This is a genomic window from Bacillus sp. BS98 (assembly GCF_008432245.1).
Lineage (GTDB): Bacteria > Bacillota > Bacilli > Bacillales > Bacillaceae_G > Bacillus_A > Bacillus_A toyonensis.
Genome location: NZ_CP043830.1, coordinates 4,423,815 through 4,446,131, shown reverse-complemented (window position 1 = coordinate 4,446,131; position 22,317 = coordinate 4,423,815). Strand labels below are relative to the sequence as shown.

Annotated in this window: 30 protein-coding genes and 1 other annotated feature (1 of these 31 cut by a window edge); of the genes, 20 read left to right on the top strand and 10 right to left on the bottom strand. The window is 35.8% G+C overall.

The window, feature by feature from the left end:
- Window positions 1-122: 122 nt before the first annotated feature.
- The 6 genes from F0362_RS23095 (at window position 123) to F0362_RS23070 (ending at window position 3,184) form a co-directional block, all read left to right on the top strand.
- Entirely contained in the window at window positions 123-536 is a 414-nt protein-coding gene (locus F0362_RS23095; protein WP_149889981.1) for a MerR family transcriptional regulator, read from the top strand.
- Window positions 526-1,431 (top strand): DMT family transporter, encoded by a 906-nt coding sequence (locus F0362_RS23090; protein WP_000792466.1) that lies wholly within the window; start codon window positions 526-528, stop codon window positions 1,429-1,431. Before F0362_RS23095 ends, F0362_RS23090 begins: the two co-directional genes overlap by 11 nt.
- A gap of 56 nt (window positions 1,432-1,487) precedes the next feature.
- A complete protein-coding gene (locus F0362_RS23085) occupies window positions 1,488-2,036 on the top strand; it encodes a GNAT family N-acetyltransferase (RefSeq protein WP_000494651.1) in 549 nt (182 codons plus the stop codon).
- Complete coding sequence (locus tag F0362_RS23080) at window positions 2,033-2,536, top strand: GNAT family N-acetyltransferase (protein WP_001003144.1); 504 nt, start codon at window positions 2,033-2,035, stop codon at window positions 2,534-2,536. Before F0362_RS23085 ends, F0362_RS23080 begins: the two co-directional genes overlap by 4 nt.
- 64 nt (window positions 2,537-2,600) lie before the next feature.
- Window positions 2,601-3,005, top strand: coding sequence for a PH domain-containing protein (locus tag F0362_RS23075; protein ID WP_001025038.1), 405 nt, complete (start codon window positions 2,601-2,603; stop codon window positions 3,003-3,005).
- Window positions 3,002-3,184 carry a hypothetical protein gene (locus tag F0362_RS23070; protein ID WP_044810179.1) on the top strand — a complete coding sequence of 61 codons (183 nt, stop codon included), beginning with the start codon at window positions 3,002-3,004 and terminating at the stop codon, window positions 3,182-3,184. Before F0362_RS23075 ends, F0362_RS23070 begins: the two co-directional genes overlap by 4 nt.
- Before the next feature lie 47 nt (window positions 3,185-3,231).
- Here F0362_RS23070 and F0362_RS23065 read toward each other — a convergent pair whose 3' ends face one another.
- Window positions 3,232-4,347: an aminopeptidase gene (locus F0362_RS23065; protein WP_000654730.1), complete on the bottom strand. Its 1,116-nt coding sequence runs from the start codon at window positions 4,345-4,347 to the stop codon at window positions 3,232-3,234.
- A 188-nt stretch (window positions 4,348-4,535) separates the two neighbouring features.
- On the opposite strand from F0362_RS23065, the gene F0362_RS23060 reads away from it, so the two are divergent.
- The 5 genes from F0362_RS23060 (at window position 4,536) to ccpA (ending at window position 8,415) form a co-directional block, all read left to right on the top strand.
- Window positions 4,536-5,048 carry a DUF948 domain-containing protein gene (locus tag F0362_RS23060; protein WP_033657337.1) on the top strand — a complete coding sequence of 171 codons (513 nt, stop codon included), beginning with the start codon at window positions 4,536-4,538 and terminating at the stop codon, window positions 5,046-5,048.
- Window positions 5,048-5,374, top strand: coding sequence for a bacillithiol system redox-active protein YtxJ (ytxJ, locus tag F0362_RS23055; RefSeq protein WP_001057464.1), 327 nt, complete (start codon window positions 5,048-5,050; stop codon window positions 5,372-5,374). The genes F0362_RS23060 and ytxJ overlap by 1 nt, the downstream gene beginning before the upstream one ends.
- Window positions 5,375-5,491: 117 nt before the next feature.
- Window positions 5,492-6,508 carry a CamS family sex pheromone protein gene (locus F0362_RS23050; RefSeq protein WP_000738035.1) on the top strand — a complete coding sequence of 339 codons (1,017 nt, stop codon included), beginning with the start codon at window positions 5,492-5,494 and terminating at the stop codon, window positions 6,506-6,508.
- Between the two features lie 32 nt (window positions 6,509-6,540).
- Entirely contained in the window at window positions 6,541-6,822 is a 282-nt protein-coding gene (locus tag F0362_RS23045) for a hypothetical protein (protein ID WP_327924273.1), read from the top strand.
- A gap of 594 nt (window positions 6,823-7,416) precedes the next feature.
- Window positions 7,417-8,415: a catabolite control protein A gene (ccpA, locus tag F0362_RS23035; protein WP_001103299.1), complete on the top strand. Its 999-nt coding sequence runs from the start codon at window positions 7,417-7,419 to the stop codon at window positions 8,413-8,415.
- A 34-nt stretch (window positions 8,416-8,449) separates the two neighbouring features.
- Here the strand turns inward: ccpA and F0362_RS23030 are convergent, their stop codons facing one another.
- Entirely contained in the window at window positions 8,450-8,812 is a 363-nt protein-coding gene (locus tag F0362_RS23030; protein WP_000271416.1) for a DUF4288 domain-containing protein, read from the bottom strand.
- Between the two features lie 13 nt (window positions 8,813-8,825).
- The gene (locus tag F0362_RS23025) at window positions 8,826-9,062 is read right to left on the bottom strand and encodes a DUF3949 domain-containing protein (RefSeq protein WP_000637896.1); all 237 of its coding nucleotides are present in this window, start codon (window positions 9,060-9,062) and stop codon (window positions 8,826-8,828) included.
- 225 nt (window positions 9,063-9,287) lie between these two features.
- Between F0362_RS23025 and F0362_RS23020 the strand changes: the two genes are divergently transcribed.
- Entirely contained in the window at window positions 9,288-9,560 is a 273-nt protein-coding gene (locus F0362_RS23020; RefSeq protein WP_000585028.1) for a DUF3917 domain-containing protein, read from the top strand.
- A 50-nt stretch (window positions 9,561-9,610) separates the two neighbouring features.
- On the opposite strand, the gene mscL is transcribed toward F0362_RS23020, so the two are convergent.
- The 3 genes from mscL to F0362_RS23005 form a co-directional block, all read right to left on the bottom strand.
- Window positions 9,611-10,009, bottom strand: a complete 399-nt coding sequence (gene mscL, locus F0362_RS23015; protein WP_000267005.1) for a large-conductance mechanosensitive channel protein MscL — start codon at window positions 10,007-10,009, stop codon at window positions 9,611-9,613.
- A 128-nt stretch (window positions 10,010-10,137) separates the two neighbouring features.
- Entirely contained in the window at window positions 10,138-11,064 is a 927-nt protein-coding gene (locus tag F0362_RS23010; RefSeq protein ID WP_001039683.1) for a Gfo/Idh/MocA family protein, read from the bottom strand.
- A 79-nt stretch (window positions 11,065-11,143) separates the two neighbouring features.
- Complete coding sequence (locus tag F0362_RS23005; RefSeq protein ID WP_000475135.1) at window positions 11,144-11,824, bottom strand: ankyrin repeat domain-containing protein; 681 nt, start codon at window positions 11,822-11,824, stop codon at window positions 11,144-11,146.
- A gap of 243 nt (window positions 11,825-12,067) precedes the next feature.
- Between F0362_RS23005 and F0362_RS23000 the strand changes: the two genes are divergently transcribed.
- From F0362_RS23000 to F0362_RS22990, 3 genes are all read left to right on the top strand, one after another.
- Window positions 12,068-13,522, top strand: coding sequence for a sensor histidine kinase (locus F0362_RS23000; protein WP_000023853.1), 1,455 nt, complete (start codon window positions 12,068-12,070; stop codon window positions 13,520-13,522).
- Window position 13,523: 1 nt separating this feature from the next.
- Complete coding sequence (locus F0362_RS22995; RefSeq protein WP_002039721.1) at window positions 13,524-14,213, top strand: response regulator transcription factor; 690 nt, start codon at window positions 13,524-13,526, stop codon at window positions 14,211-14,213.
- Window positions 14,214-14,360: 147 nt separating this feature from the next.
- Window positions 14,361-14,648 (top strand): hypothetical protein, encoded by a 288-nt coding sequence (locus tag F0362_RS22990; RefSeq protein ID WP_000503083.1) that lies wholly within the window; start codon window positions 14,361-14,363, stop codon window positions 14,646-14,648.
- Between the two features lie 122 nt (window positions 14,649-14,770).
- On the opposite strand, the gene F0362_RS22985 is transcribed toward F0362_RS22990, so the two are convergent.
- The 4 genes from F0362_RS22985 to acuA form a co-directional block, all read right to left on the bottom strand.
- Window positions 14,771-15,592 carry an alpha/beta fold hydrolase gene (locus F0362_RS22985; protein WP_002093169.1) on the bottom strand — a complete coding sequence of 274 codons (822 nt, stop codon included), beginning with the start codon at window positions 15,590-15,592 and terminating at the stop codon, window positions 14,771-14,773.
- A 198-nt stretch (window positions 15,593-15,790) separates the two neighbouring features.
- A complete protein-coding gene (gene acuC, locus F0362_RS22980) occupies window positions 15,791-16,957 on the bottom strand; it encodes an acetoin utilization protein AcuC (protein ID WP_000092814.1) in 1,167 nt (388 codons plus the stop codon).
- On the bottom strand, window positions 16,954-17,598 hold the full coding sequence (locus tag F0362_RS22975) for an acetoin utilization AcuB family protein (protein WP_002123078.1): 645 nt from the start codon (window positions 17,596-17,598) through the stop codon (window positions 16,954-16,956). The genes acuC and F0362_RS22975 overlap by 4 nt, the downstream gene beginning before the upstream one ends.
- Before the next feature lie 17 nt (window positions 17,599-17,615).
- On the bottom strand, window positions 17,616-18,248 hold the full coding sequence (acuA, locus tag F0362_RS22970) for an acetoin utilization protein acetyltransferase AcuA (RefSeq protein WP_000581385.1): 633 nt from the start codon (window positions 18,246-18,248) through the stop codon (window positions 17,616-17,618).
- A gap of 176 nt (window positions 18,249-18,424) precedes the next feature.
- On the opposite strand from acuA, the gene acsA reads away from it, so the two are divergent.
- The 5 genes from acsA to F0362_RS22945 all read left to right on the top strand — a co-directional run bounded on the left by acsA (window position 18,425) and on the right by F0362_RS22945 (window position 22,062).
- Window positions 18,425-20,143: an acetate--CoA ligase gene (gene acsA, locus F0362_RS22965; protein ID WP_000862062.1), complete on the top strand. Its 1,719-nt coding sequence runs from the start codon at window positions 18,425-18,427 to the stop codon at window positions 20,141-20,143.
- An 84-nt stretch (window positions 20,144-20,227) separates the two neighbouring features.
- Complete coding sequence (locus tag F0362_RS22960; protein ID WP_061529692.1) at window positions 20,228-20,788, top strand: maltose acetyltransferase domain-containing protein; 561 nt, start codon at window positions 20,228-20,230, stop codon at window positions 20,786-20,788.
- Between the two features lie 66 nt (window positions 20,789-20,854).
- Window positions 20,855-21,310, top strand: coding sequence for a hypothetical protein (locus F0362_RS22955; protein ID WP_000066426.1), 456 nt, complete (start codon window positions 20,855-20,857; stop codon window positions 21,308-21,310).
- The gene (locus F0362_RS22950; RefSeq protein WP_000057201.1) at window positions 21,291-21,836 is read left to right on the top strand and encodes an RNA polymerase sigma factor; all 546 of its coding nucleotides are present in this window, start codon (window positions 21,291-21,293) and stop codon (window positions 21,834-21,836) included. The genes F0362_RS22955 and F0362_RS22950 overlap by 20 nt, the downstream gene beginning before the upstream one ends.
- Complete coding sequence (locus F0362_RS22945; protein WP_001293798.1) at window positions 21,817-22,062, top strand: hypothetical protein; 246 nt, start codon at window positions 21,817-21,819, stop codon at window positions 22,060-22,062. Before F0362_RS22950 ends, F0362_RS22945 begins: the two co-directional genes overlap by 20 nt.
- A gap of 77 nt (window positions 22,063-22,139) precedes the next feature.
- Window positions 22,140-22,317 (top strand) — a binding site (T-box leader); it runs 50 nt beyond the window's last position.

Genomic DNA, 22,317 nt, shown 5'->3' with positions numbered 1-22,317 from the left:
TTTTATCCCGCTATTTGTGGGCAGTAAAACTCCCACTGATTAAAGTTTCATTTTATTTGCGTATTGACCTAGAGTTAACTCTAGGTTGTAAGATAAATATGTAAAAACAAGGGGGAGAGAACATGTATAAAATCGGTGAAGTAGCAGAGTTAACAGGGATGGGGATTCATACTTTGCGCTATTATGAGAAGTTAGGTTTATTACCACCATCAACGCGAAATAGCGGCATTCGTCAGTATACAGAAGGTGATGTGCGTCTATTAAAATTCTTATATTCATTAAAGCAAACTGGAATGTCATTAGAAGAAATCGCTGAGTTTGCAAGTGATGGATGTATTATAGAGGAAATCAAGCAGCGGAAAGAGGAAGTACCTACGAAAGTAAAAAAGAGAATTTTAATTTTAACAACTCACTTAGAGCGGTTAAAAGAACAACAGGAACAATTGCAAAAAGTAGTTCAACTAACAGAAGAGAAATTAGAAATTTATTACGGTTTTTTAGAAGAGAAAAACTCGGAGGCTGACAATGAAGAATAAAGTATATGCGCAGCTGTTAGGATTTGCGATATTTACTGGTGGGACATTTAACGCTTCGAAATATGCGGTGCAGTATTTCGAAGCGATTCATATAGCGGCATGGCGCTTTGGAATTGCTGCACTTGTGATGTTATGTCTATTAAAAATACGAAAAGATTTTGAGTGGGAAGTATGGAGACAGAATAGGGCTTATTACCTTTTGCTTGGTATAGTTGGTGTATTCGGCTTTAACTTCTTTTTCTTTTTAGGAATGAAATATACAGAAGCTATGAATGGTGCACTTATTATGTCGACAAATCCGCTCGTTACGACGTTATTAGCAAGTGTCATTTTACGAGAGAAAATAGTGAAGAGCCAAGTAATTGGAATGTTACTTGCGCTACTTGGTGTTGTTTTTGTGCTTACACAAGGCTCGTTTACCGCACTACAACATTTATCATTTTCTAAAGGGGATTTTTATATTATACTAGGGAATATTTGTTGGGCGTTATACGGTGTACTAGGCAGAAGATTTATTAAAGCTGGTAGCCCAATACAAACGACGACATATACGATGACGATTGGTGCGCTTGCCTTTATTATGATATCTTCCACGCAAAAAAGTATAGTACCCGTTTCGGAGGTTCCTTTATTAGCTTGGGGAGCGATTCTCTTCATGGCAATGGGAATGAGTGTGCTTGGTTACTTATGGTGGAATAATGGAATTGTTCAAATTGGTGCAGCGAGAACATCTTTATTTTTTAATTTAGTGCCTGTTGTTACAATGCTTATTTCTTTTATAGAAGGAGTAAATATAACACCCGCACAATGTATAGGGATGATATTAGTTGTTACGGGAGTATTGTATTCTTCCGGTTTTATACAAATAAAATCAAAAGAAAGTGTGAATATTTAACATTTTTTATTTTGAGATGTTAGAATAATAAGAAAAATAAAAAGGGGTTAAAAAACATGTTCACACTCAGAGTAGATGATGAAATTGAACTACAACTATTAGAAAAACATCATAAAGAGGAATTATATGAATTATTAGATCAAAATCGTAACCATTTAAGAAGATGGCTCCCTTGGGTAGATGGAACGAAATCTGCTGATGCTTATGATGAGATTTTTCCGATGTGGTTAAAGAAATTTGCAGAGGGAAACGGTTTTGAAAGTGGTATACGTTACAAAGGAAAGCTCGTTGGAATGGTAGGAATTCATCCGGTAAGCTGGGGGAAGAAAGCGACGAGTCTTGGATATTATCTTACAGAAGATGCTGGTGGGAAAGGCATTATGACGCGTAGCGTAAAGGCTGTACTTCATTATGCATTTGAAAATTTAAAGCTGAATAAAGTTGAAATCAGGTGCGGTGTTGAAAATGTGAAAAGCCGCGCGATTCCAGAACGTTTAGGGTTTACATTAGATGGTATTTTAAGAGATGATGAATGGATATATGATCATTTTCATGATATCGCTGTATATAGTTTACTAGCTTCAGAATGGAAGGATATTCGATGAACGAGAAGATTCGTATTATTCCGTATGAAAGTACGTTTCAAGAGGAAGTAGTAGATCTTATCGTTCATATTCAGCAAAAAGAGTATAATGTTCCCATTACGAAAGAAGAGCAACCTGATTTACTTGAAATAGAAACATTCTATCAAAAGGATCACGGAAACTTTTGGGTAGCAATTTATGATGGTAAAGTAGTTGGAACAGTAGCTTTATTAGATATTGAGAATCATCAAGTAGCGCTAAGAAAAATGTTCGTACAAAAAGAGTTTCGTGGAAAAGAATGGGGCGCCTCACATATGTTGCTTCAAAAAGCAATTTCATGGGCTGAGGATAAAAAATTGAAGGATATTTACTTAGGAACAACAGTGAAATTTTTAGCTGCACATCGTTTTTATGAAAAGAATGGTTTTCAAAGTGTGAGTATAGACAAGTTGCCGAAAAACTTTCCAGTGTTACAGGTAGATAAGAAATTTTATAGGTACATTGTGAAAAAGGTCATGTAGAAATGGCCTTTTTTATGAACTAAAATGGAAAAAAATGTTATAATTTAAGTTAGGGGGTGCGTGTATGAACATTCCGATTCAAAGAAGTAAGTCGGTAGTAATTTTCGTTTGTCTCACGTTAGTTTTTATGTTCGTATATCCACTTGTCATGCTTTTCGCAAATAAAGAGCAGTGGATGTCAGCATTAATTGGGATGGGTTTATGCTTTATTGTAAATGTACCACTCGTTTGGGAAGTATTTATTAAAAAACATAAAGTAGAAAATGGCGTGCTAAAGTACGGTATTTTAAATGATGATATCGTATTGAAAGAGATAAGAATAATTCGTCAAGTTGGGAAGTCCCTTGAAATTACGACGAATGCATACAAAGTACATATGATTGCGATGCCGCAAGATATGACGCAGTTTGTATCACTTGTAGAAAAAGAAAATCCAAATGTGAAAATAGAAATGGTAGGGAAGAAATGAAATATGTAAAACCTTTGTTTTGCTTGGAAATTTTGTTCGTGATTGTTGGCTGCACTAGAGTATATATGAAATGGGATCTGCCTTTATATGTTCCGATATTGATTGGTACTATTGCAGTGGCGCTTTTGTATTATTTTCACTTCCAGCAAACAAAAAGGGAGAAAAGTAGCTCAATATAGAGTGAAGATAAAAAAACGCTCGGAAAAAATCCCGAGCGTTTTTATTATTATTTTAAGTTCTCAGGATTTAAAGCTTCTAGTTCAGATACAACGAAGCGTCCATCTTTACGGATTAGTACGTCGTCGAAGTAAATTTCGCCGCCGCCATATTCAGGGCGCTGGATGCATACTAAATCCCAGTGGATGTTAGAGTTGTTGCCGTTCCATGCATCGTCGTAAGCTTGTCCAGGAGTGAAATGGAAGCTACCATCGATTTTTTCATCGAATAGGATGTCTCCCATTGGATGTAAGATGTATGGGTTTACGCCAATTGCGAATTCACCAACGTAGCGTGCACCTTCGTCTGTATCAAAGATTTTGTTAATGCGCTCTGAATCGTTTGCAGTTGCTTCAACGATTTGGCCGTTCTCAAACTTAAGTTGTACATTTTCAAATGTATAACCGTTGTAAGGAGATGGTGTGTTGTAAGAAACTGTACCGTTAACAGAATCACGAACTGGTGCAGAGTATACTTCACCGTCTGGAATGTTTAAATGACCTGAGCATTTAATAGCTGGAATGTCTTTAATAGAGAATGTTAAGTCAGTTCCAGGACCAGTTAGGCGAACTTTATCTGTTTTATTCATTAATGTAACAAGGCTATCCATCGCCTTATCCATTTTACCGTAGTCTAAGTTACATACTTCGAAGTAGAAGTCTTCGAAAGCTTCTGTGCTCATTTTAGCAAGCTGTGCCATAGAAGCATTTGGGTAGCGAAGAACAACCCAGCGTGTTTTCGGAACACGGATGTCTCTATGAACTTTTTTACCAACTGTTTGACCGTGAACTTTCATGCGCTCACTTGGAACGTCAGCTTGTTCGTTAATGTTGTCGCCAGAGCGAAGCCCGATATAAGCGTCCATATCTTTCATTACGCTCGCTTCATATGCGGCGATTTGTTCAAAATGTTCTTCAGTAGCACCCATTAATAAAGAGCGATCTACTTGATGATCTTTTAAAGAAACGAATGGGAAACCACCAGCTGCATATGCTTCTTTTACAAGTGCAGTTACAAGTTCTTTTTGTAAGCCAAAGTTTTCAATTAATACTTTCTCGCCTTTTTGTAAGCGAATAGAGTAGTTAATTAAATTGTATGCTAACTTTTCAATGCGTGGATCTTTCATATGTAAAGCCTCCCTACTAATTATGTATCCTTTCTTATTGTAACCTACTTAGTGGAATTTGTTGAATCATTTATGTTAAAGTTAACGAATAAGTATGAAAATTCTAATGAAAAGATAGGGATTAGAATGAAACGGAAAATGATTGTATAATAGGATAAAGTATGAAAAAAGATAAAGGAAGTGATGAAATGCAAGTTCTTTTATATGTAAGTGCGGCTATTATCGCGGTTGCTTTTGCTGTGTTAGTAGTGTATGTATGTAGAACGTTGTTATCGGTTCAGAAGACGTTAGAAAACGTTGCGAGCACGTTAGAAGGTTTAGAAAAGCAAATGCAAGGAATTAGTGTAGAGACGGAGCAATTATTACATAAAACAAATGCGTTAGCTGATGATATTCAACAGAAGTCGCAATCATTAAATAAAGTGGTAGCAGGTGTAGATGGAATTGGAACAACAATCCATTCTTTAAATACGAAACTTCGTAATGTATCAGAGTCTGTTACGGACGAAATTGAAAATAATGCAGATAAAGTAGCGCAAGTTGTACAGTGGAGTAGTGCGGCGATTGAAGTATACAATCATTACCGTGCATCGAGACAAGAGAAGAAGGTTGAAAAAGAAGAGCGTAAATTAGAAAAAATTGAGAAAAAAGCTGAAAAGAACGAGAAGCGCTCTAGATTTCGTATGAGAGGTGAATCTTGATGAATATGACAAAACTTGAAACAATTGAAGAGCTTGAAGTCTTAGTAGAAAAGAACGAGCCTTATGTTCTTTTTAAACATAGTACGACATGTCCGATTAGTCATGGTGCATACACAGAGTTTCAAGCGTACTGCAATGAAGAAAGAGAAGTACCAGCGTATTACTTATACGTGCAAGATGCGAGAGATGTTTCGAATCGTGTTGCAGAACAGTACAGTATTAAGCACGAATCACCACAAGTGTTATACATAAAAGATGGGCTAGTAGTATGGAATACTTCTCATTGGAATATTAAAAAAGATGCTTTAGAAGAGAATATAAAGTAAAAAGAAGCAAGCTAAAGGTGCTTGCTTCTTTTTTTTGTTTTTGTTGAAATATATTTAATGGTACACTATGAATAGTTCAAACTAAATAATTAGATTGTTGAAAGTGGGTTTTAAGTAATGAAGAAAATGGCATTATCCTTCGCAGTCGTAAGCTTATTACTGGGAGCTTGTAGTAATAATACGATTAGCAAGAAGGATGAAGTTATACAAAAAGATACAAAAGAAAAAAGTATGATTCCGAGAACTGCTGTTTCTAAAGATTATTATAGAACTGTTATTCCTTTAAAAGAACAAAAGGTTATTAATACAGCTAATATAAAAACAAATTCTAAATTAGATTTAGCAGAGTATGAAAATGGTTTAATGAATATTGCAATGCAACAATTTGATACAGAAAATCACGTATTACAATTAAATCAGTATATTCCAGAGAAGTTAATTGATGAACTAGTCGCGAAAGTAGAAGCACCAGTTTTAACGAATATTATAGAACAAGACTATTTCGGGAAACAGAATTCAAATGAATTAAGTTTATCTGGTGTCATGATTGGTTTATCTATGTCTACAAGTGTATCAAATGAAGAAGCCATTTCTAAAGGTACTGAAGTTGCTAAACAACTTATAGAAGCTATTAATAAAAATGATAAATATAACAAATCTCCAATTACGTTTGCTATTTTTAAACAAGAAAGTACAAGTTCGTTAAAAAATGGTACGTATATTGCTAGTGCTACCGTTCAAAAAAATGATACGAACCTTGGAAGTTGGAATACAATCGATGAAAAAGCGTATTCATATCCTTCTGATGAATTTACACAAGCACATGGAGAAGATAATACAAAAATAAGTGAATTTGGTAAGGCAATAAAAGAGTTTTCTCCTGGAGATTTTATCCCAGTTAATGCTAAAGTTACTTATAAGAAAAATCAAATGGATACATTAAATATGAATATTGTTATTAAATATAATGGTAAAACAGAATTAATGGCTCTTACTCAAATGGCTGCTCAAGGTATGTTAGAGAAATTGCCTAAAGATGCGAAAGTACAATTACAAATAAAGTCCGAGAGTAAAATCGAGGCAGTTATTGTAAAAGAGAAAAACAGCGATAAACCGTTTGTTTCCTTCTTGTAAAAAAAGACAGTTTTAAACTGTCTTTTTTTATTGTGAGTGAAAATGTTCGATGTTTTTTTATAGTAATTCATTGCGGTATATCGTGTGATAATTGTATATGTACCAGCTATAATAAGTTGTCTTTATGTGAACAAGGTATTCGCACGTATGAAAGAGCGACGTGTAATACGCTTAATATCTCCGCTGTATCGATTTTAAAGAAAGAAACACATTTACCTATCGTTGTCGATGTTACGCATTCTACAGGGCAACGTGACCTTCTGCCACCAGCTGCAAAAGCAGCGATGGCAATTGGTGCAGATGCAGCGCAGTAAATGAATATCTCACAGTTCAATGACTTTATGAAAGAATTAAAAGTATTTGGAAGTAAATCACAAAAAAGAAATAAGCATTCCAAAAAACATTTTGGAACAGTTTCCTCTCTATTATATAGTGCCTGTTGTGTTCGATTTTTGTTGGTAAATCGATATGTTTAAAAAATTGTTCATATAATTTGAGTTGTAATCGATATATGCGAAAAATCGCTCATATAATTTGAGTTGTGGTCGAAATATGCGGATAATCGCCGATATAATTTGAGGTGTGGTCAATATATTTGAAAAATCGCTCATATCAATTTCATTTACTATCGTACGGTTTAAAATACGGTTTCTACTTATGAAACATCTATATTTTTACAAAAAATACCCTTTTTTTCATAAAAAATACGAAAATACGAGAAAAGAAGCGAATTTTTTCGAAACTTTTGCGGGAAAATATTGTATGAGCCTGCGTTTTTATCGTATCATTAGTAAAAGGAAGAACTCGGGACGATTGGTGGCATCTGCAAATAGAGTTGATGTCTTTTTTTCATTCAAGTAACCGATACATAAAAATAGATAACAAAAATAGAAGGAGTGTGCGATGAGATGAACGTAACAATCTATGATGTAGCGCGCGAAGCGAACGTTTCAATGGCTACCGTATCTCGCGTTGTGAACGGTAACCCAAATGTAAAGCCTACAACAAGAAAGAAAGTATTAGAAGCAATTGATCGTTTAGGATACCGCCCAAATGCGGTAGCACGTGGACTAGCAAGTAAGAAGACAACTACAGTGGGTGTTATTATTCCTGATATCTCAAATACGTTTTATGCAGAACTTGCTCGTGGAATTGAAGATATCGCAACAATGTACAAATATAACATCATTTTAAGTAACTCTGACCAAAACAAAGAGAAAGAGTTCCATTTATTAAATACGATGCTTGGAAAACAAGTAGACGGAATTGTTTTCATGGGTGAAGATATTACAGACATTCACATTGAAGAATTTAAAAAGTCTCCAGTACCGATTGTATTAGCAGCATCATTTGATGAGCAAAATGAAACGCCATCAGTAAATATTGATTATACACAAGCAGCTTACGATGCAATGAAGCACTTTATTGAGCAAGGACATAAACGTATCGGTTTCGTCTCTGGTCCTTTCATTGATAAAGCGGGAAGCGCTAAAAAGTTACAAGGTTATAAAAAAGCTTTAGAAGAAGCAAGTATTTCATATGATGAAAATCTTGTAATCGATGGAGATTACACATATGATTCAGGTATCGAAGCATTCGAAAAGCTTTGGAGTATGGATGAAAAGCCAACAGCTATCTTCGTATCTTCTGATGAAATGGCACTAGGTGTAATCCACGCAGCTCAAGATGCTGGATTAAACGTACCAACTGATATAGAAGTACTTGGTTTCGATAATACACGCCTTGCACTAATGGTACGCCCGCAGCTTTCAACAGTTGTACAGCCAATGTATGATATCGGTGCAGTAGCAATGCGTTTATTAACAAAGTATATGAACAAAGAAAAAGTGGAAGATCACACTGTTATCTTACCTCACCGTATCCAATTTAGAGATTCAACGAAGTAAGTATAAAAAAGCTCACAGCGATTGCTGTGAGCTTTTATTCATATTCAGGATAGTATTTTTTAACTACTGTATCTACAGTTTCATTTTTCTTAACGTGTAAAAATCTTGCGTACAATTCTTTTCCTGTTTCAAATGGCGTTTCATCTAACTCAAAAACATGAAGTACTTTTTGAAACTTCCATGTTACTTGTTGATCGTATACATTATCGTACGTATTTTCTGATTGTATAGCGATCTTTTTCCCTAGATCATGAGCTTCCTCTAAACTGTTCGCTTTAACGAGAATGATACTTTCTTCAAAAAGCGTATCGTGATTCTCTTCATAATGCTCATCTATCTTACTAGGATTAGGCTCACCTGAATGAACAGATTCAAACAATAATTTTACAGCGTACATTTGGGAAATCTCCTTATGCCGAATGTTTCACTTTATAAACAATACTTGCTACAAGTGAAGCTGGTATTGTAAATACGTTACTTTGATAATGGTAATGTACTTGGGATTCTTCATAAGACATTTTGTCGTATAGTTCATTTTGTGCGACATTCATTTTTTGCTGTTTTTCTTTGAACATCTTAATGTAGTTATACTGTATTGGGACGAGAATGATGAAATAGGCTAATACGATTAGTGAAATCCATATCATTATGAACACTCCCTTACAAAGAATATTTCTATATAACAATTATATCAACAAAAGGGAAAAACAACCATTTATTTGTAACGAAAATCGATTTTCTTCCTGCAATGTTATTCTAGGCTATAATATAGAATAGGATCCCTTGTTATATGTCACATAAGTGCAAATTCAACTATTATAGGGCAATGTCATGTATAATAGAAAGAAAAGGTTTGTGAGGGGGGAGAAAAGATGATCATTCTTTGGATAATTACGCTTTGCACGACTGCTTTTTTTGCATATATGACGTTAAAACAAAATGGCTTAAAGCGATTTGTTCCAGGAAGTATTCTTGCAGGAATTGCCCTTATCACGTATGTAATTTCTATTTTTACTGAAAGTGTATCAGTGGACATGAGCACAAGTTTAATGTTCATCGGTATTACACTATTTGCAGGTAGTATTATGGTACTTATGGTTGCTGGTATTATTTTATTTATTCATATGAATTCGGAAACGTTATAACATATAAAAAAGGCATGTCCCGAGAGGGGCATGCCTTTTTATCCGTTCAATTATGCTCTATCTTTAGAAGAATTTTGTTGTTTTAATAAGTCGCGAATTTCGCCAAGAAGTTCTTCTTCTTTTGTTGGTTCTGGAATTTCTTCTGTTTTTTCTTCTTCTCTTTTAGAAGTTAGTTTGTTGAATACTTTAACAAACATAAAGATAGCTGCTGCAATAATTAAGAAGTCAAAAATTGTTTGGATGAAGTTACCATACATAATAGATGACTTACCAAATGTGATTTTTAAATCTGTAAAGTCAACGCCACCTAATACCATACCAAGTAATGGTGTGATGATATCTTTTACTAAAGAACTAACGATTTTACCGAATGCAGCACCGATTACAACCCCGACAGCTAAATCAATTACATTCCCTTTGAAAGCGAACTTTTTAAACTCGTTCCACATGTGTTAATCCCATCCTTTCCACGTTTCATTATGAAATTTATAATTCCTATCAACATATTCTATAGAAATTTACGAGAGAAATAAAGGGGAAATGGGAATGAAAGTAAATTCTGAAAAATGTATCCGTTTTAATTTTTATTTACTTTGTCAAGTAGAGTTTGTAGCATTTGTTGCGTTTTTAATCCTTCTAATCCATCTACAACAGGCTTCGTATCTCCGTGTACACATTCAATAAAATGATGAACAGCATCTTCAAAACCACGCTGCTTTAACGTCGTTTCCCATGAGGGAGAACCGCTTTGTGAAACGGAATTTTCCTGTTCGATTTCAAATGTATTCATATTTTTTACGCGAATGATTTTTCCTGCTGTTACAAGTTCAATTTGTTCTAAATTTGTACCAGCATGGCGGTGCATTGCTGTTGAAAGTAATAGTCCGTTTGTTGTTGTATATGTATGATGGCCGTAAAGAAGTTCATTTTTCTCATTTATTTGCATCATATTATGAACGACGTTAAGGTCATCATTAGCTAACCAGCGAGCAGTATCTACAATATGCAAATAATCATCTAACATAGTAAAGTCGTACGTATTTGGCCCCACTTTATTTGTACGGTGTTTTTCAATTCGAATCCATGAAATAGCATTAGCCTGTTCTTTTGCAGCAACGTACATAGGAACGAAGCGGCGGTTAAATCCGACCATTAATTTTCGATTGTATTTTTCGCTCAATTCGACTAGTTTTTCAGCTTGTTCTACTGTAGCTGCTAACGGCTTATCTACATAAACATCGATTCCTTTTTTCAGAAGTTCAGAAACGATTTCATAATGTGTAGCAGTGGAACTATGAACGAAAACTGCATCACATTCTGAAGCTAACGTTTCAATAGAATGAAAGTCTTGAATACGGTATTGCTGACAAATTTGTTTTCTTTTTTCCGCGTTAGGTGTAAATGCCCCAACAAAATGCCAATCTAATTCTTTCGTAAGTGTTGGAAGATATGCCTTTTGTGCAATACTTCCAAGTCCAATCATCCCAATTTTAGGTTTATTCATTTGTATTCCCACCCTATCAATATTGATGTAACGGGTTAAATGTAGCATAGGGTGGGGGAGGAAGGCAAAAGTTAGCTTTTTACTTACGTCCTTCTACTAGAATCTTCTCTATCTCTTCAAAATTATGAGCACGAGCATGCTCTAGTGGGGTGACACCATCATTATCGGGAATGTTTACATCTGCGCCGTGTTCAATGAGCAGGCGAATGACTTGTTGTTGTGTTTCATCGCCGTTACTTAGTACGATAGCTTCCATTAAAGCTGTCCATCCGAGATTATTGACATGGTTTACATCGATATTTGTTCGCGTGAGGAGTTCTTTTATAACAGTAATATAGCCATGTTCTGAGGCTGGGATAAGAGCTGTTCCACCGTAACGATTCGTAAGTGCTGGATCCGCACCAGCATCAATTGTTAGTTTTAAAATGTCTAAGTAACCTTCCGCACCGGCGTATAGAAATGGATTGTTTTTTATATTATCTTGGATATTTACATCGGCGCCAGCATCGATAAGAGCTTTCGCGGTCTTTATATCATTTTTGTATGTGGCAATCATAAGCGGGGTGCGTCCTTGACTATCCGTTGCATTTATATTTGCTCCTTGTTTTAATAAAGATATAACAGTGTTCGTTTCGTTTTTTTCAGTAGCTGCTAGTAGTGCAGTCTCCATGTTTGTCATCTCCTTTTTTACTTCTTGTTCTTGCGAGCATCCTTGTAAAAAAATTACACAACATATCATGCTTAATGTTTTTTTGAACATGGAATTTCAACCTCCTAATTTCAACTGTAAAATAAGAACATTAAATTTTTATAAACTGACGCTAAAATTACTATAAAATCGCTTGAGTAATTGAACATATATTTTTATGCTTATGAATATGAAAGTTGAATCAATCGGGCGTTTACGGGTAGCCCGACTTTCATCTAACTTTTTGTTTTAACCGAATTTTGAGGTGGAAGTCTTACTGCCCACAAATAGCGTGATAAAGTGAGGATGTAAATGATGTCTATTAAAACAAGATTTTTATTTTCTTATATCGCTGTTATTCTCGTCTCCATTACGCTTATTTTAGTTGCGGGATTTTTAATTGTATTTTCCATAACAGGTGACTTGGAAGCAGTGAAAAATTTTTATAAAAGTTCTTATATTCAAAAGCCGCTGACTCCAGAAGAAGAGAATGCGTATCTTGAATTGAAAGGAGCGGCAAAGCAACATCAATATCAACTATTAGATGAATCGTTCGTTGCATCACTTGAAAAAGAAGGTGTGAAAATAGTTGTAAGAAAGGGAGAAACCATTTCTTATGCTACAAAGGGTTTTGAAAGTTCGACTGTAACAGAAGCCCTTCCGAAATTTGAAGCAGCAAATATTAATAGTCGTGGTACAACGGAACTAGGCGATACATTTTATCGGTATGTAAAATTTGATTTTTCTTTTCAAAATAATGAAGAAGGGAGTATATTTGTACTAAAAAAGCAAAGTTCGTTTGTAGATCTTACACAAAAATTATTTCCGATTTTGTTCGTAGCACTTTTACTGTTAGCCATTTTGCTCATTGGGTTAGTAAGCTATTTCGTCTCAAAAAGTGTGATAAAACCAATCTTTGTATTGAAAGATGCGACGGAGAGAATTAAAGAAGGGAATTTAGAATTTCAAATTCCAGTTACATCACATGATGAAATAGGTCAATTGAATCAAGGGTTTGAGGAAATGAGGAAGAAGTTAAAAGAGTCGATTGAAGTACAAACGCAGTATGAAGAAAATCGAAAAGAGCTCATTTCAAACATCTCCCATGATTTGAAAACACCGATTACATCTATTATCGGATATGTGGAAGGAATAAAGGACGGGGTAGCAAATACCCCGGAAAAAATGGATAAGTATTTAACAACGATTCATACGAAAGCAAAACATATGGATACACTCATTGATGAACTATTTTTATTTTCGAAGCTCGATTTGAATCGAGTCCCATTCCAGTTTGAAACGGTTGAATTAAATATGTTTATGCAGGAATTAATAGAAGAGATGCAGATGGATTTAAGTGAAGAAGGTATAGAAGTGTACTTACAATTACATCCATCACCACTATATGTAACGGCTGATTGCGAAAAGATAAATAGAGTGATATCAAATTTAATTCATAATAGTGTGAAATACATGGATAAAGAAGAGAAAAAAATTGCTGTAACAGTATCGAGTGATAACGATAAAGTTATTGTGAAAGTGATGGACAATGGATCAGGTATAGAATCTGATACACTTCCTTATATTTTTGAACGGTTTTATCGTGCAGAGCAATCTCGAAACTCTAGCACAGGTGGAAGTGGACTTGGTTTAGCGATTGCGAAGCAAATTGTGGAAGAACATGGCGGAGAAATTTGGGCGGAAAGTGAGCCTAGAGAAGGCACAAGCATTTTCTTCTCATTGGAAAAAGTAGAGAAATGTGGTGAGTAAATTGAAAAGAATCTTACTAATAGAAGATGAAGTAAGTATTGCAGAATTACAGCGAGATTATTTAGAAATTAGTGATTTTCAAGTTGATGTAGAGCATTCTGGAGAAATAGGCTTACAAATGGCTCTGCAAGAAGACTATGATTTAATTATTTTAGATATTATGCTTCCGAAAATGAATGGATTCGAAATTTGTAAACAAATACGTGCTATAAAAGATATTCCGATTTTACTTGTTTCAGCCAAAAAAGAAGATATAGATAAAATTCGCGGACTCGGATTAGGAGCGGATGATTATATAACGAAACCGTTTAGCCCAAGTGAATTAGTCGCAAGGGTAAAGGCACATATTTCTCGTTATGAAAGATTATCAGGAAATGTAAGTAAGCAACGTGATACGTTATATATTCATGGAATCTCTATCGATCAACGAGCGAGGAAAGTTTTTATAAACAATGAAGAAATCGCGTTTACAACGAAGGAATTTGATTTATTAACATTCTTTGTAACGCACCCAAACCAAGTATTAAATAAAGAACAGTTATTTGAACGTATTTGGGGATTAGATTCTGCTGGCGATTTAGCTACTGTTGTCGTTCACATTAGAAAGTTACGTGAAAAAATTGAAAGAGATCCTGCCCACCCGCAATATATTGAAACGGTATGGGGAGCTGGTTATCGTTTTAATGTGTAGTAAACCTGTCAAAGTGTTGACAGGTTTTTTATATGCGTAATAGTGTATTACACTTATGATTTGAATTTTAAAGGGAATATTAGGTAATTCGTGTTAAAATATAAAGAGAAATAAAACGCAGGATGGTTTGAGAGGAAGTGTTAGGTTTTGGGGGATGTACGAAAGAATATTAAATCAAACAAGGCTTTAAAGATTGGGACTAATATCATACTTATTTTATTAATTATTGGTGCAATACAAATGTTTTATGATAAAGATTATACAAATGACCATTTAGGTGGATTATTTTTGGTGGCTTTTTGGATGGTTAGAAGTATGTTTGGTATTACGATCAGCGTAAAAGAAGGAGATAAAAAGTCAGTATTTATTGATTTAGGTTTAGTCCTTTTTTCTTTTTATCTTTTATTTTATTATAGTATGAAGTTTTTCTTCTAAAAAATAAAGCTCAAAGTCATATAGAGACTTTGAGCTTTTATTAGTACATTAGTCTGTGAATTCATATGTTATTTATTTAGATTTTTTTAATAGTAACTGAACTCAAAACTGGATTTTCCCTGTTATAACGTTTTGTAAAATTCTTGTGTGATAGAAATAAAGTGGGTAGCCTCTTCTAAAAAAGGATAATGGTTACTGTCCTCAAATGGAATAAAGATAGAATTACGTATACCCTCATGCATCTCGATAGAATATTGAATTGGGCACTGCACATCGTGTCGTCCGCACATAATAAGTGTCTTTGTTTTAATAGAAGGTAAAGACTCTCTTAAATCAAATGAAGAATATTCATGAGCGAAAGCGTTCATGCGGCTGGTGGACATTGTTTTTTTGATCGGTCTACAAAAATAAAAGTTATAGTTTTCTGGTTTATACAATGATAATTTTGTTCTCTTAGTAGATAGTTCCTTTCGCTCTTCATTTGTAAGATGAGGGTTTTTCAAGTTCTCGATTAGTTCTTGCATATAATGAAATTGTGGATGGTAGGAATGGTAAATACAGTTTGATGTTTTCGTATAATCACTTGCTGCAGCTCCGGTTACGACTAATGATTGTAAGGAATTCGGATATGTAATCGCATACAAAATTCCAAGCATACCACCTGTTGAATGACCGGCGAAATGCCATGTTGGAAGTTGTAATGCTTCTCGTATTGCTTCTAAGTCGTGGATTGTCTCAATCATGCTTAATTTGTTTTCTGACTGGGCGGTTACAGAGCTACCGGCATCTCGTAAATTAATGAGAAATACACGATGCGTAGCAGTAAAAACATCCGCAAAGTAATCACCAGTTTCATTAAATTGTGAATAATGGTGTGTAACACAAAGCGGTTCACCATTCCCTTTTGTAAAGAGTTCAAATGTACCACGTTTCGTGCGGAGCATTTGTCGTTTCCACATAATATCACGACCTTTTCTCGTAAAAGTTGGGCCAGGCTGTTATGAAATGAAAATATATCAGCGATTATTAGAATATATCGGCGCAACTCGAAATATATCAGCGATTATTAAAATATATCGACTTACTGACAGAAACCGACAATAAATAAAAGGAGGCTATTAAAAAACGAGCCTCCTTTTCGTTTAGTACAAAGATTTTGTCATATTATTCCGAATAATTTCAAGGGATTTCGCTACAGTTAATGCATTCTTTTCTTCAATTTCTGGTTTACGGGGGATAGGTTTATACATGTTGTCTGGATCTTCCCATGTGAGGGGAAGTTCTGTTTCTGCTTGTCCTTTCCAAGCGTCAATCCATTCTGGAGGGAGATAACCTGAGATGTTTTGGATGTTGTTCATTTCGAGCCAAATGAGCGCCCACGCTCTTGGGACGACGCGCCAGTGGTCATAGCCACCGCCGCCGACAGCGATCCAGCGACCGTCGCAATATTCATTAGCGATTTCGCGAGCGAGCTTCGGTATTTCACGGTAAATATTCATCGTTGCACAAAGGTGTGTAAGTGGATCGTAATAATGCGCATCTGCACCGTTTTGCGTTAAAATAATATCCGGTTTAAAGTATGCGGCAACTTCTTTTACGACAGTTCGATATGATTCTAGAAACGATTCATCTTCTGTAAAAGCATCGAGTGGAACGTTAAAAGAATAACTATAGCCATTACCTTGTCCACGTTCATTTACAGCGCCAGTTCCAGGGAATAAATAACGTCCGGTTTCGTGTAATGAAATGGTGCATACGTTAGGATCATCGTAAAATGACCACTGTACACCATCACCGTGATGAGCATCTGTATCAATATATAAAACACGTAAACCGTATTTCTTTTGAATGTATTTCATTGCGATGGAACTATCGTTATAAATACAAAAACCAGATGCCTTGCCACGGAAGCCGTGATGTAAGCCGCCGCCTAAATTAAGTGCGTGTTTTACTTTTCCAGAAAGAACAGCATCGACAGCTGTTAACGTACCGCCAACGAGCAGTGCACTTGCCTCGTGCATATTTGGAAACATCGGTGTATCTTCTGTTCCGAGTCCATATGTCATCGCAATTGATTTTTCTAACTTTCCTTCTCCAGCACGTTTTACCGCATGTATGTACTCCTCTGTATGAACGTAGGCAATCTCTTCATCTGTAGCCATCCGTGGTGAGATGATTTGAGAGGGAGAGATGAAACCGCCCTTTTGTAATAAATCATACGTAAGTGTGACGCGCAGTTGGTTAAAAGGATGATCAGGGCTAAATGAATAGCCCCGAAAGTCATCCGAATAAATAAACGCGCTACTCATGCTTGCATCCCCATGATGTTTGGCCATAATACGCGGTAGCCTTCTGCTTCAAGTGCATCAATCACTTTTAGCGGATTCATCGTTTGAATGCGGAAAACAAGTACTTTATCATTCTCATCTTTTGCTGGATAGACGAGAACGCTCACGATATTTATTTGTAAATCACTAAAAATAGCAACGACTTTTCCAAGAATACCAGGTTCATTTTTTACTTGAATTTCAATTTGTGAACTTGGTTGATGTGCTCCTGTTAATTTTACTAACGTGTGCAGTACTGTAGATTCTGAGATGATACCAACTAACTTACCAGCCTTTGTAACAGGAAGGCAGCCAATTTTATTTTCAAAAAATAAAGTAGCAATTTCCTCAACGAAATCGAGAGGGTGGCAAGTCATTACAGGATGTTTCATAATAAGTTCGAGCGGTTGCTTCAGCATATCGAGTGAAACTTGTTCATCTAGAATAGACGGACTTGCATCTCTTACATCCCGATCAGAAATAATGCCTACGACGTGATTATTTTGATCGACAATTGGAATGTGCCGAATTCCTTTCGTGCGAATCGTTCGGATTGCTGTTTCGATTGTATCGTTTGGATGTAGCGTAACTACATTTTGATTCATAATTTCTTCTACAATCATTCCAGTTGCCCCCTTTATTAATACATAAAACGATTGTGAAAACGTAGACGGTCAAATGCTTGAATAGAATCCGTATCGACGCGATTACCGATGCGGACCATTAAACAGTTGGCAGGATGTGAACAAATTTCAGGATCATCTGTAGCCATCCATTGTAAACCACCAGCATTCATCATCTTTTCCATTACTTTTCGGTACTCCCAAACATTTAAACCTGTTTGTTTTAAATCCCAGTGCCAATAATATTCAGTCGTCAATATAATGTAATCTTCCATATAATCGTCCATCATAGACACTTCTAATAAGTTCTTTCCGACAGAGCACCCACGGAAGGCTGGGACGACTTCAATTGCCCCGAGCTCAATTAAGTTTTCCATTTTTCCTTCTGACCATCGTTCGAGCGGATCGGGATACAAATATGTAACATATCCAACAATCGTTTGGTCATGTCTAGCAATAATGAGACGTGCTTCTGGTAATTTAGAAATTTCGACAATTGCTTTATATTGCTGCTCGGCAGGACGAAACGCAATTAAATCTGGATGGAATTCATACATTTCAAGATTATGGGTAGAGACAGGACCTTCAATAATTAAAGTGCCTTTCGCTGTTTTCAAGTTTCTAGCATTATATATTTTTTTATGAATCAATGTATTGCTCACCACCTTGAGGGTTTGTGAATCTATTAATATCGTACTTTATAATATATGCGATGTGAATCGAATTTTGTCATTAAAAATTTGTCTAAAAATCAACAAATATACTGAAAATTTTAAATAATATCATTATAATAGATAATAGAATACATAGGAGGGGGATGTAAAGTATGAAAGTAGAAACGCTTCCTGTCATTAAAGGAGAAAATAATTTGCCGAATTATGAAGAGGCATACGCGAATTTTAACTGGGAAGAGGTTAATAAAAATTTTACTTGGAATGAGACAGGCCGAGTAAATATGGCGTATGAAGCAATTGATAAGCATGCGAAATCTGATCGAAAAAATAAAGTAGCCCTTTATTATCAAGATGGATCGCGAAAAGAGAAATATACATTTAAGGAAATGAAGGATTTTTCTAATAAAGCAGGAAACGTCCTAAAAAATTATGGCGATGTTGAAAAAGGCGATCGCGTTTTTATTTTTATGCCACGTTCTCCAGAATTATATTTCGCGCTTTTAGGTGCAGTGAAATTAGGAGCAATTGTTGGACCGCTATTTGAAGCATTTATGGAAGGCGCAGTTCGTGATCGTTTAGAAGATAGCGAAGCAAAGGTGTTAATTACAACTCCTGAATTGTTAGAGCGTATACCATTAAATGATTTACCAGCTTTAAAAACAGTCTTTCTTGTTGGAGATAATGTAGAAGAAGGCGGTAAAACAGTAGCGTTCAATCCTTTATTTGAACAAGCTTCAAAAGAATTACATATCGAATGGTTAGGCCGCGAAGACGGTTTAATTCTTCACTATACGTCTGGTTCTACTGGTAAGCCAAAAGGTGTTCTCCATGCGCAAAATGCAATGGTTCAGCACTATCAAACGGCGAAATGGGTATTAGATTTAAAAGAAGATGACGTATATTGGTGTACTGCTGACCCGGGCTGGGTAACGGGAACTGCTTACGGCATTTTTGCACCGTGGTTAGTCGGAGCATCAAATGTTATTTTAGGTGGACGATTTAGTCCAGATGCATGGTATGAAGCACTGCAAGATTACGGTGTAACAGTTTGGTATAGTGCACCGACAGCGTTCCGTATGTTAATGGGAGCTGGACAAGATGCAATTAAAAAATACGACTTATCACAAGTACGCCACGTATTAAGCGTAGGTGAGCCATTAAATCCAGAAGTAATTCGCTGGGGTATGAATGCATTTGGACTTCGTATTCATGATACGTGGTGGATGACAGAAACAGGTGGACAAGTTATTTGTAACTATCCTTGTATGGAAATCCGTCCAGGTTCAATGGGTAAACCAATTCCAGGTGTGAAAGCAGCGATTGTTGATAATGAAGGAAATGAAGTGCCTCCATACACAATGGGTAACTTAGCAATTGGTAAAGGTTGGCCAGCTATGATGCGTGGAATCTGGAATAACCAGCAAAAATATGAGTCATACTTTATGCCGGGAGACTGGTATGTATCAGGTGATTCAGCTTATATGGATGAAGACGGATACTTCTGGTTCCAAGGACGTATTGACGATGTAATTATGACGTCAGGTGAGCGAGTTGGACCGTTTGAAGTAGAAAGTAAACTAATCGAGCATGCTGCTGTTGCAGAAGCTGGTGTAATTGGTATTCCTGATCCGGTGCGCGGCGAAATTATTAAAGCGTTTATCGCGCTGCGTGCGGGATATGAACCATCTGATGAATTAAAAGAAGAGATTCGTCAATTTGTAAAAAAAGGCCTAGCAGCTCATGCAGCGCCAAGACAAATTGAATTTAGAGATAAATTACCGAAAACGAGAAGTGGTAAAATTATGCGCCGCGTATTAAAAGCGTGGGAGTTAAACTTACCAACAGGTGACTTATCAACGATGGAAGATTAAGAGAGAAAGGTCTGAACGAAAAATGTTCAGGCCTTTCTTTTTTATGATATCATGAACTTATATATATAAGTTGAAGGGGATAGTATGATGAAAACAGAAAAAGAAAAGATGATACTAGGAGAAATGTACATACCGGCTGATCCAGTTTTAGTACAAGAAAGAGAGCAAGCACGTATATTAACGAGAAAATTAAATGATACGCCAGAAGAGCAATTGAAAGAGCGTAGCGAAATCGTAAAAGAATTATTCGGAACGACAGGAGATAATATTCATCTTGAATCTTCTTTTAGATGTGATTACGGCTATAACATTCATATCGGCGAAAATTTTTACGCGAACTTTGACTGTACGATTTTAGACGTATGCCCAGTAACAATGGGAGTGAACTGTATGTTAGCTCCAGGTGTTCACATTTATACAGCAACGCACCCACTCGATCCAATTGAGCGTATAAGCGGATCAGAATACGGAAAACCAGTTACAATTGGCGATAACGTATGGATTGGCGGAAGAGCAATTATTAATCCAGGTGTAACAATTGGAGACAATGCGGTGATTGCATCTGGTGCTGTCGTAACGAAAGATGTGCCTAATAATGTAGTAGTTGGCGGGAATCCTGCAAAGATTATAAAAAAACTAAAATAATATTTGAACGAAGTGCCTTCCTCGTCTGTATACATTTATGAAAGAATAGATGAGGGAGGCTTTTATATGTCTAATAAATTACTTCTTGCTTTTGCTTTAATTGGAATTATAGTTGTATTTTCTTGTGGTCTTTTCTTACCGATACCAATTGGATATAGAGTATCAATGATTACAGCTGGAGTTATAATGGGTGTTCTGTTTTCAATCATTATTCCATTTGATAGAAAACATATAGTACGGAAAAATGGATATAAAATTGATTTTATAAAAACAAAAGTGTATTTTCGCTGGAATGTATTTGATACTATTTCTGTCTGCCTTGCGTTGTATGCATGCATATGTGTGCAAGCGTTAAATATTTTAGTTGCAATGGGATTTACGATTCAAAACCCATATGTTCAATTTTTTACAAATCAATCACAATTGTGGATTTTTATTGCGATTGCATATTTAATTTCCCGTATTTCATTAACGTTAAAAGGAATAAAGGAGATCAAAAATCATGGCGCAAATTGGGATTGAGGAGGAGCTCATGCTTGCGTATCAAAGTGGAGATAAACAAGCGGGAGAAAGACTATATGTTTTAATCAAACCAGCGCTATACACATTTTTATATCGATTTAACCGAGATGAACAATTAAGTATCGATCTTGTGCAAGATACGTTTTTGACGCTAGAGCGTAAGAAACATATGTATGAACTTGAAAAAGGTAAAATAAAAACGTATTTATTTCAAATTGGTTATCGTCTTATGATTAATAAATTAAATAGGAGAAAAAAGTGGCGTACGCTTTTGCCATTTTTAGTGCCGATTCCGGAAAAAGAATTTTCTCACGAAGATCGGCTCACAGTAAGAGAAGCAATTTTGAAAGTTCCAGAAGAGCAAAGAGCGGTCCTAATCCTTTCTTATTATCATGACATGCAGCAAAAAGAAATTGCAGAGATATTAAACATCCCGATTGGAACGGTGAAATCGAGACTTCATAACGGGATAAAGAAATTGAAACAATTGCTGGAGGTGGACGAAATTGAGCGAAAATCCCTTTAAGAGTGAATATAAGTTAAAGCAATATTTAGATAGTGATCATGTAGAAATACCAGACTTTCCAAAAACGGTAAGTCGATTCGATCGATTAATCGGGTTTCTTGGTTCCCCGGCGAAAGATCCTGTGGAGGCGACCATTGGGAATGATTTATCGGTTGTGTTTCATGTATCGTTATTAGTTGGAGTTCCAATTCTTTCTCTTATTACGATACTCTTTATGGCGTTGTAAAGGATTGACAAGAAGAGAAATCCTGCCCTTATTTGACACGCCTATATAAATGATGGTATAAAGAAAAGTATATGAATAATTGAGCGTGGAAAGGGAGAAGTAGTGATCATTTCCCTGTTTTAGAGAGCTGATGGTCGGTGGAAATCAGCACATAGATGATCGCGAATTACGCCCCTAGAGCATCTTTTTTCGATTGAATTGTATTCAAAAGGGAAAAGACGGTGCTAAGCCGTTATGTAAATAAGGTGGTAGGCT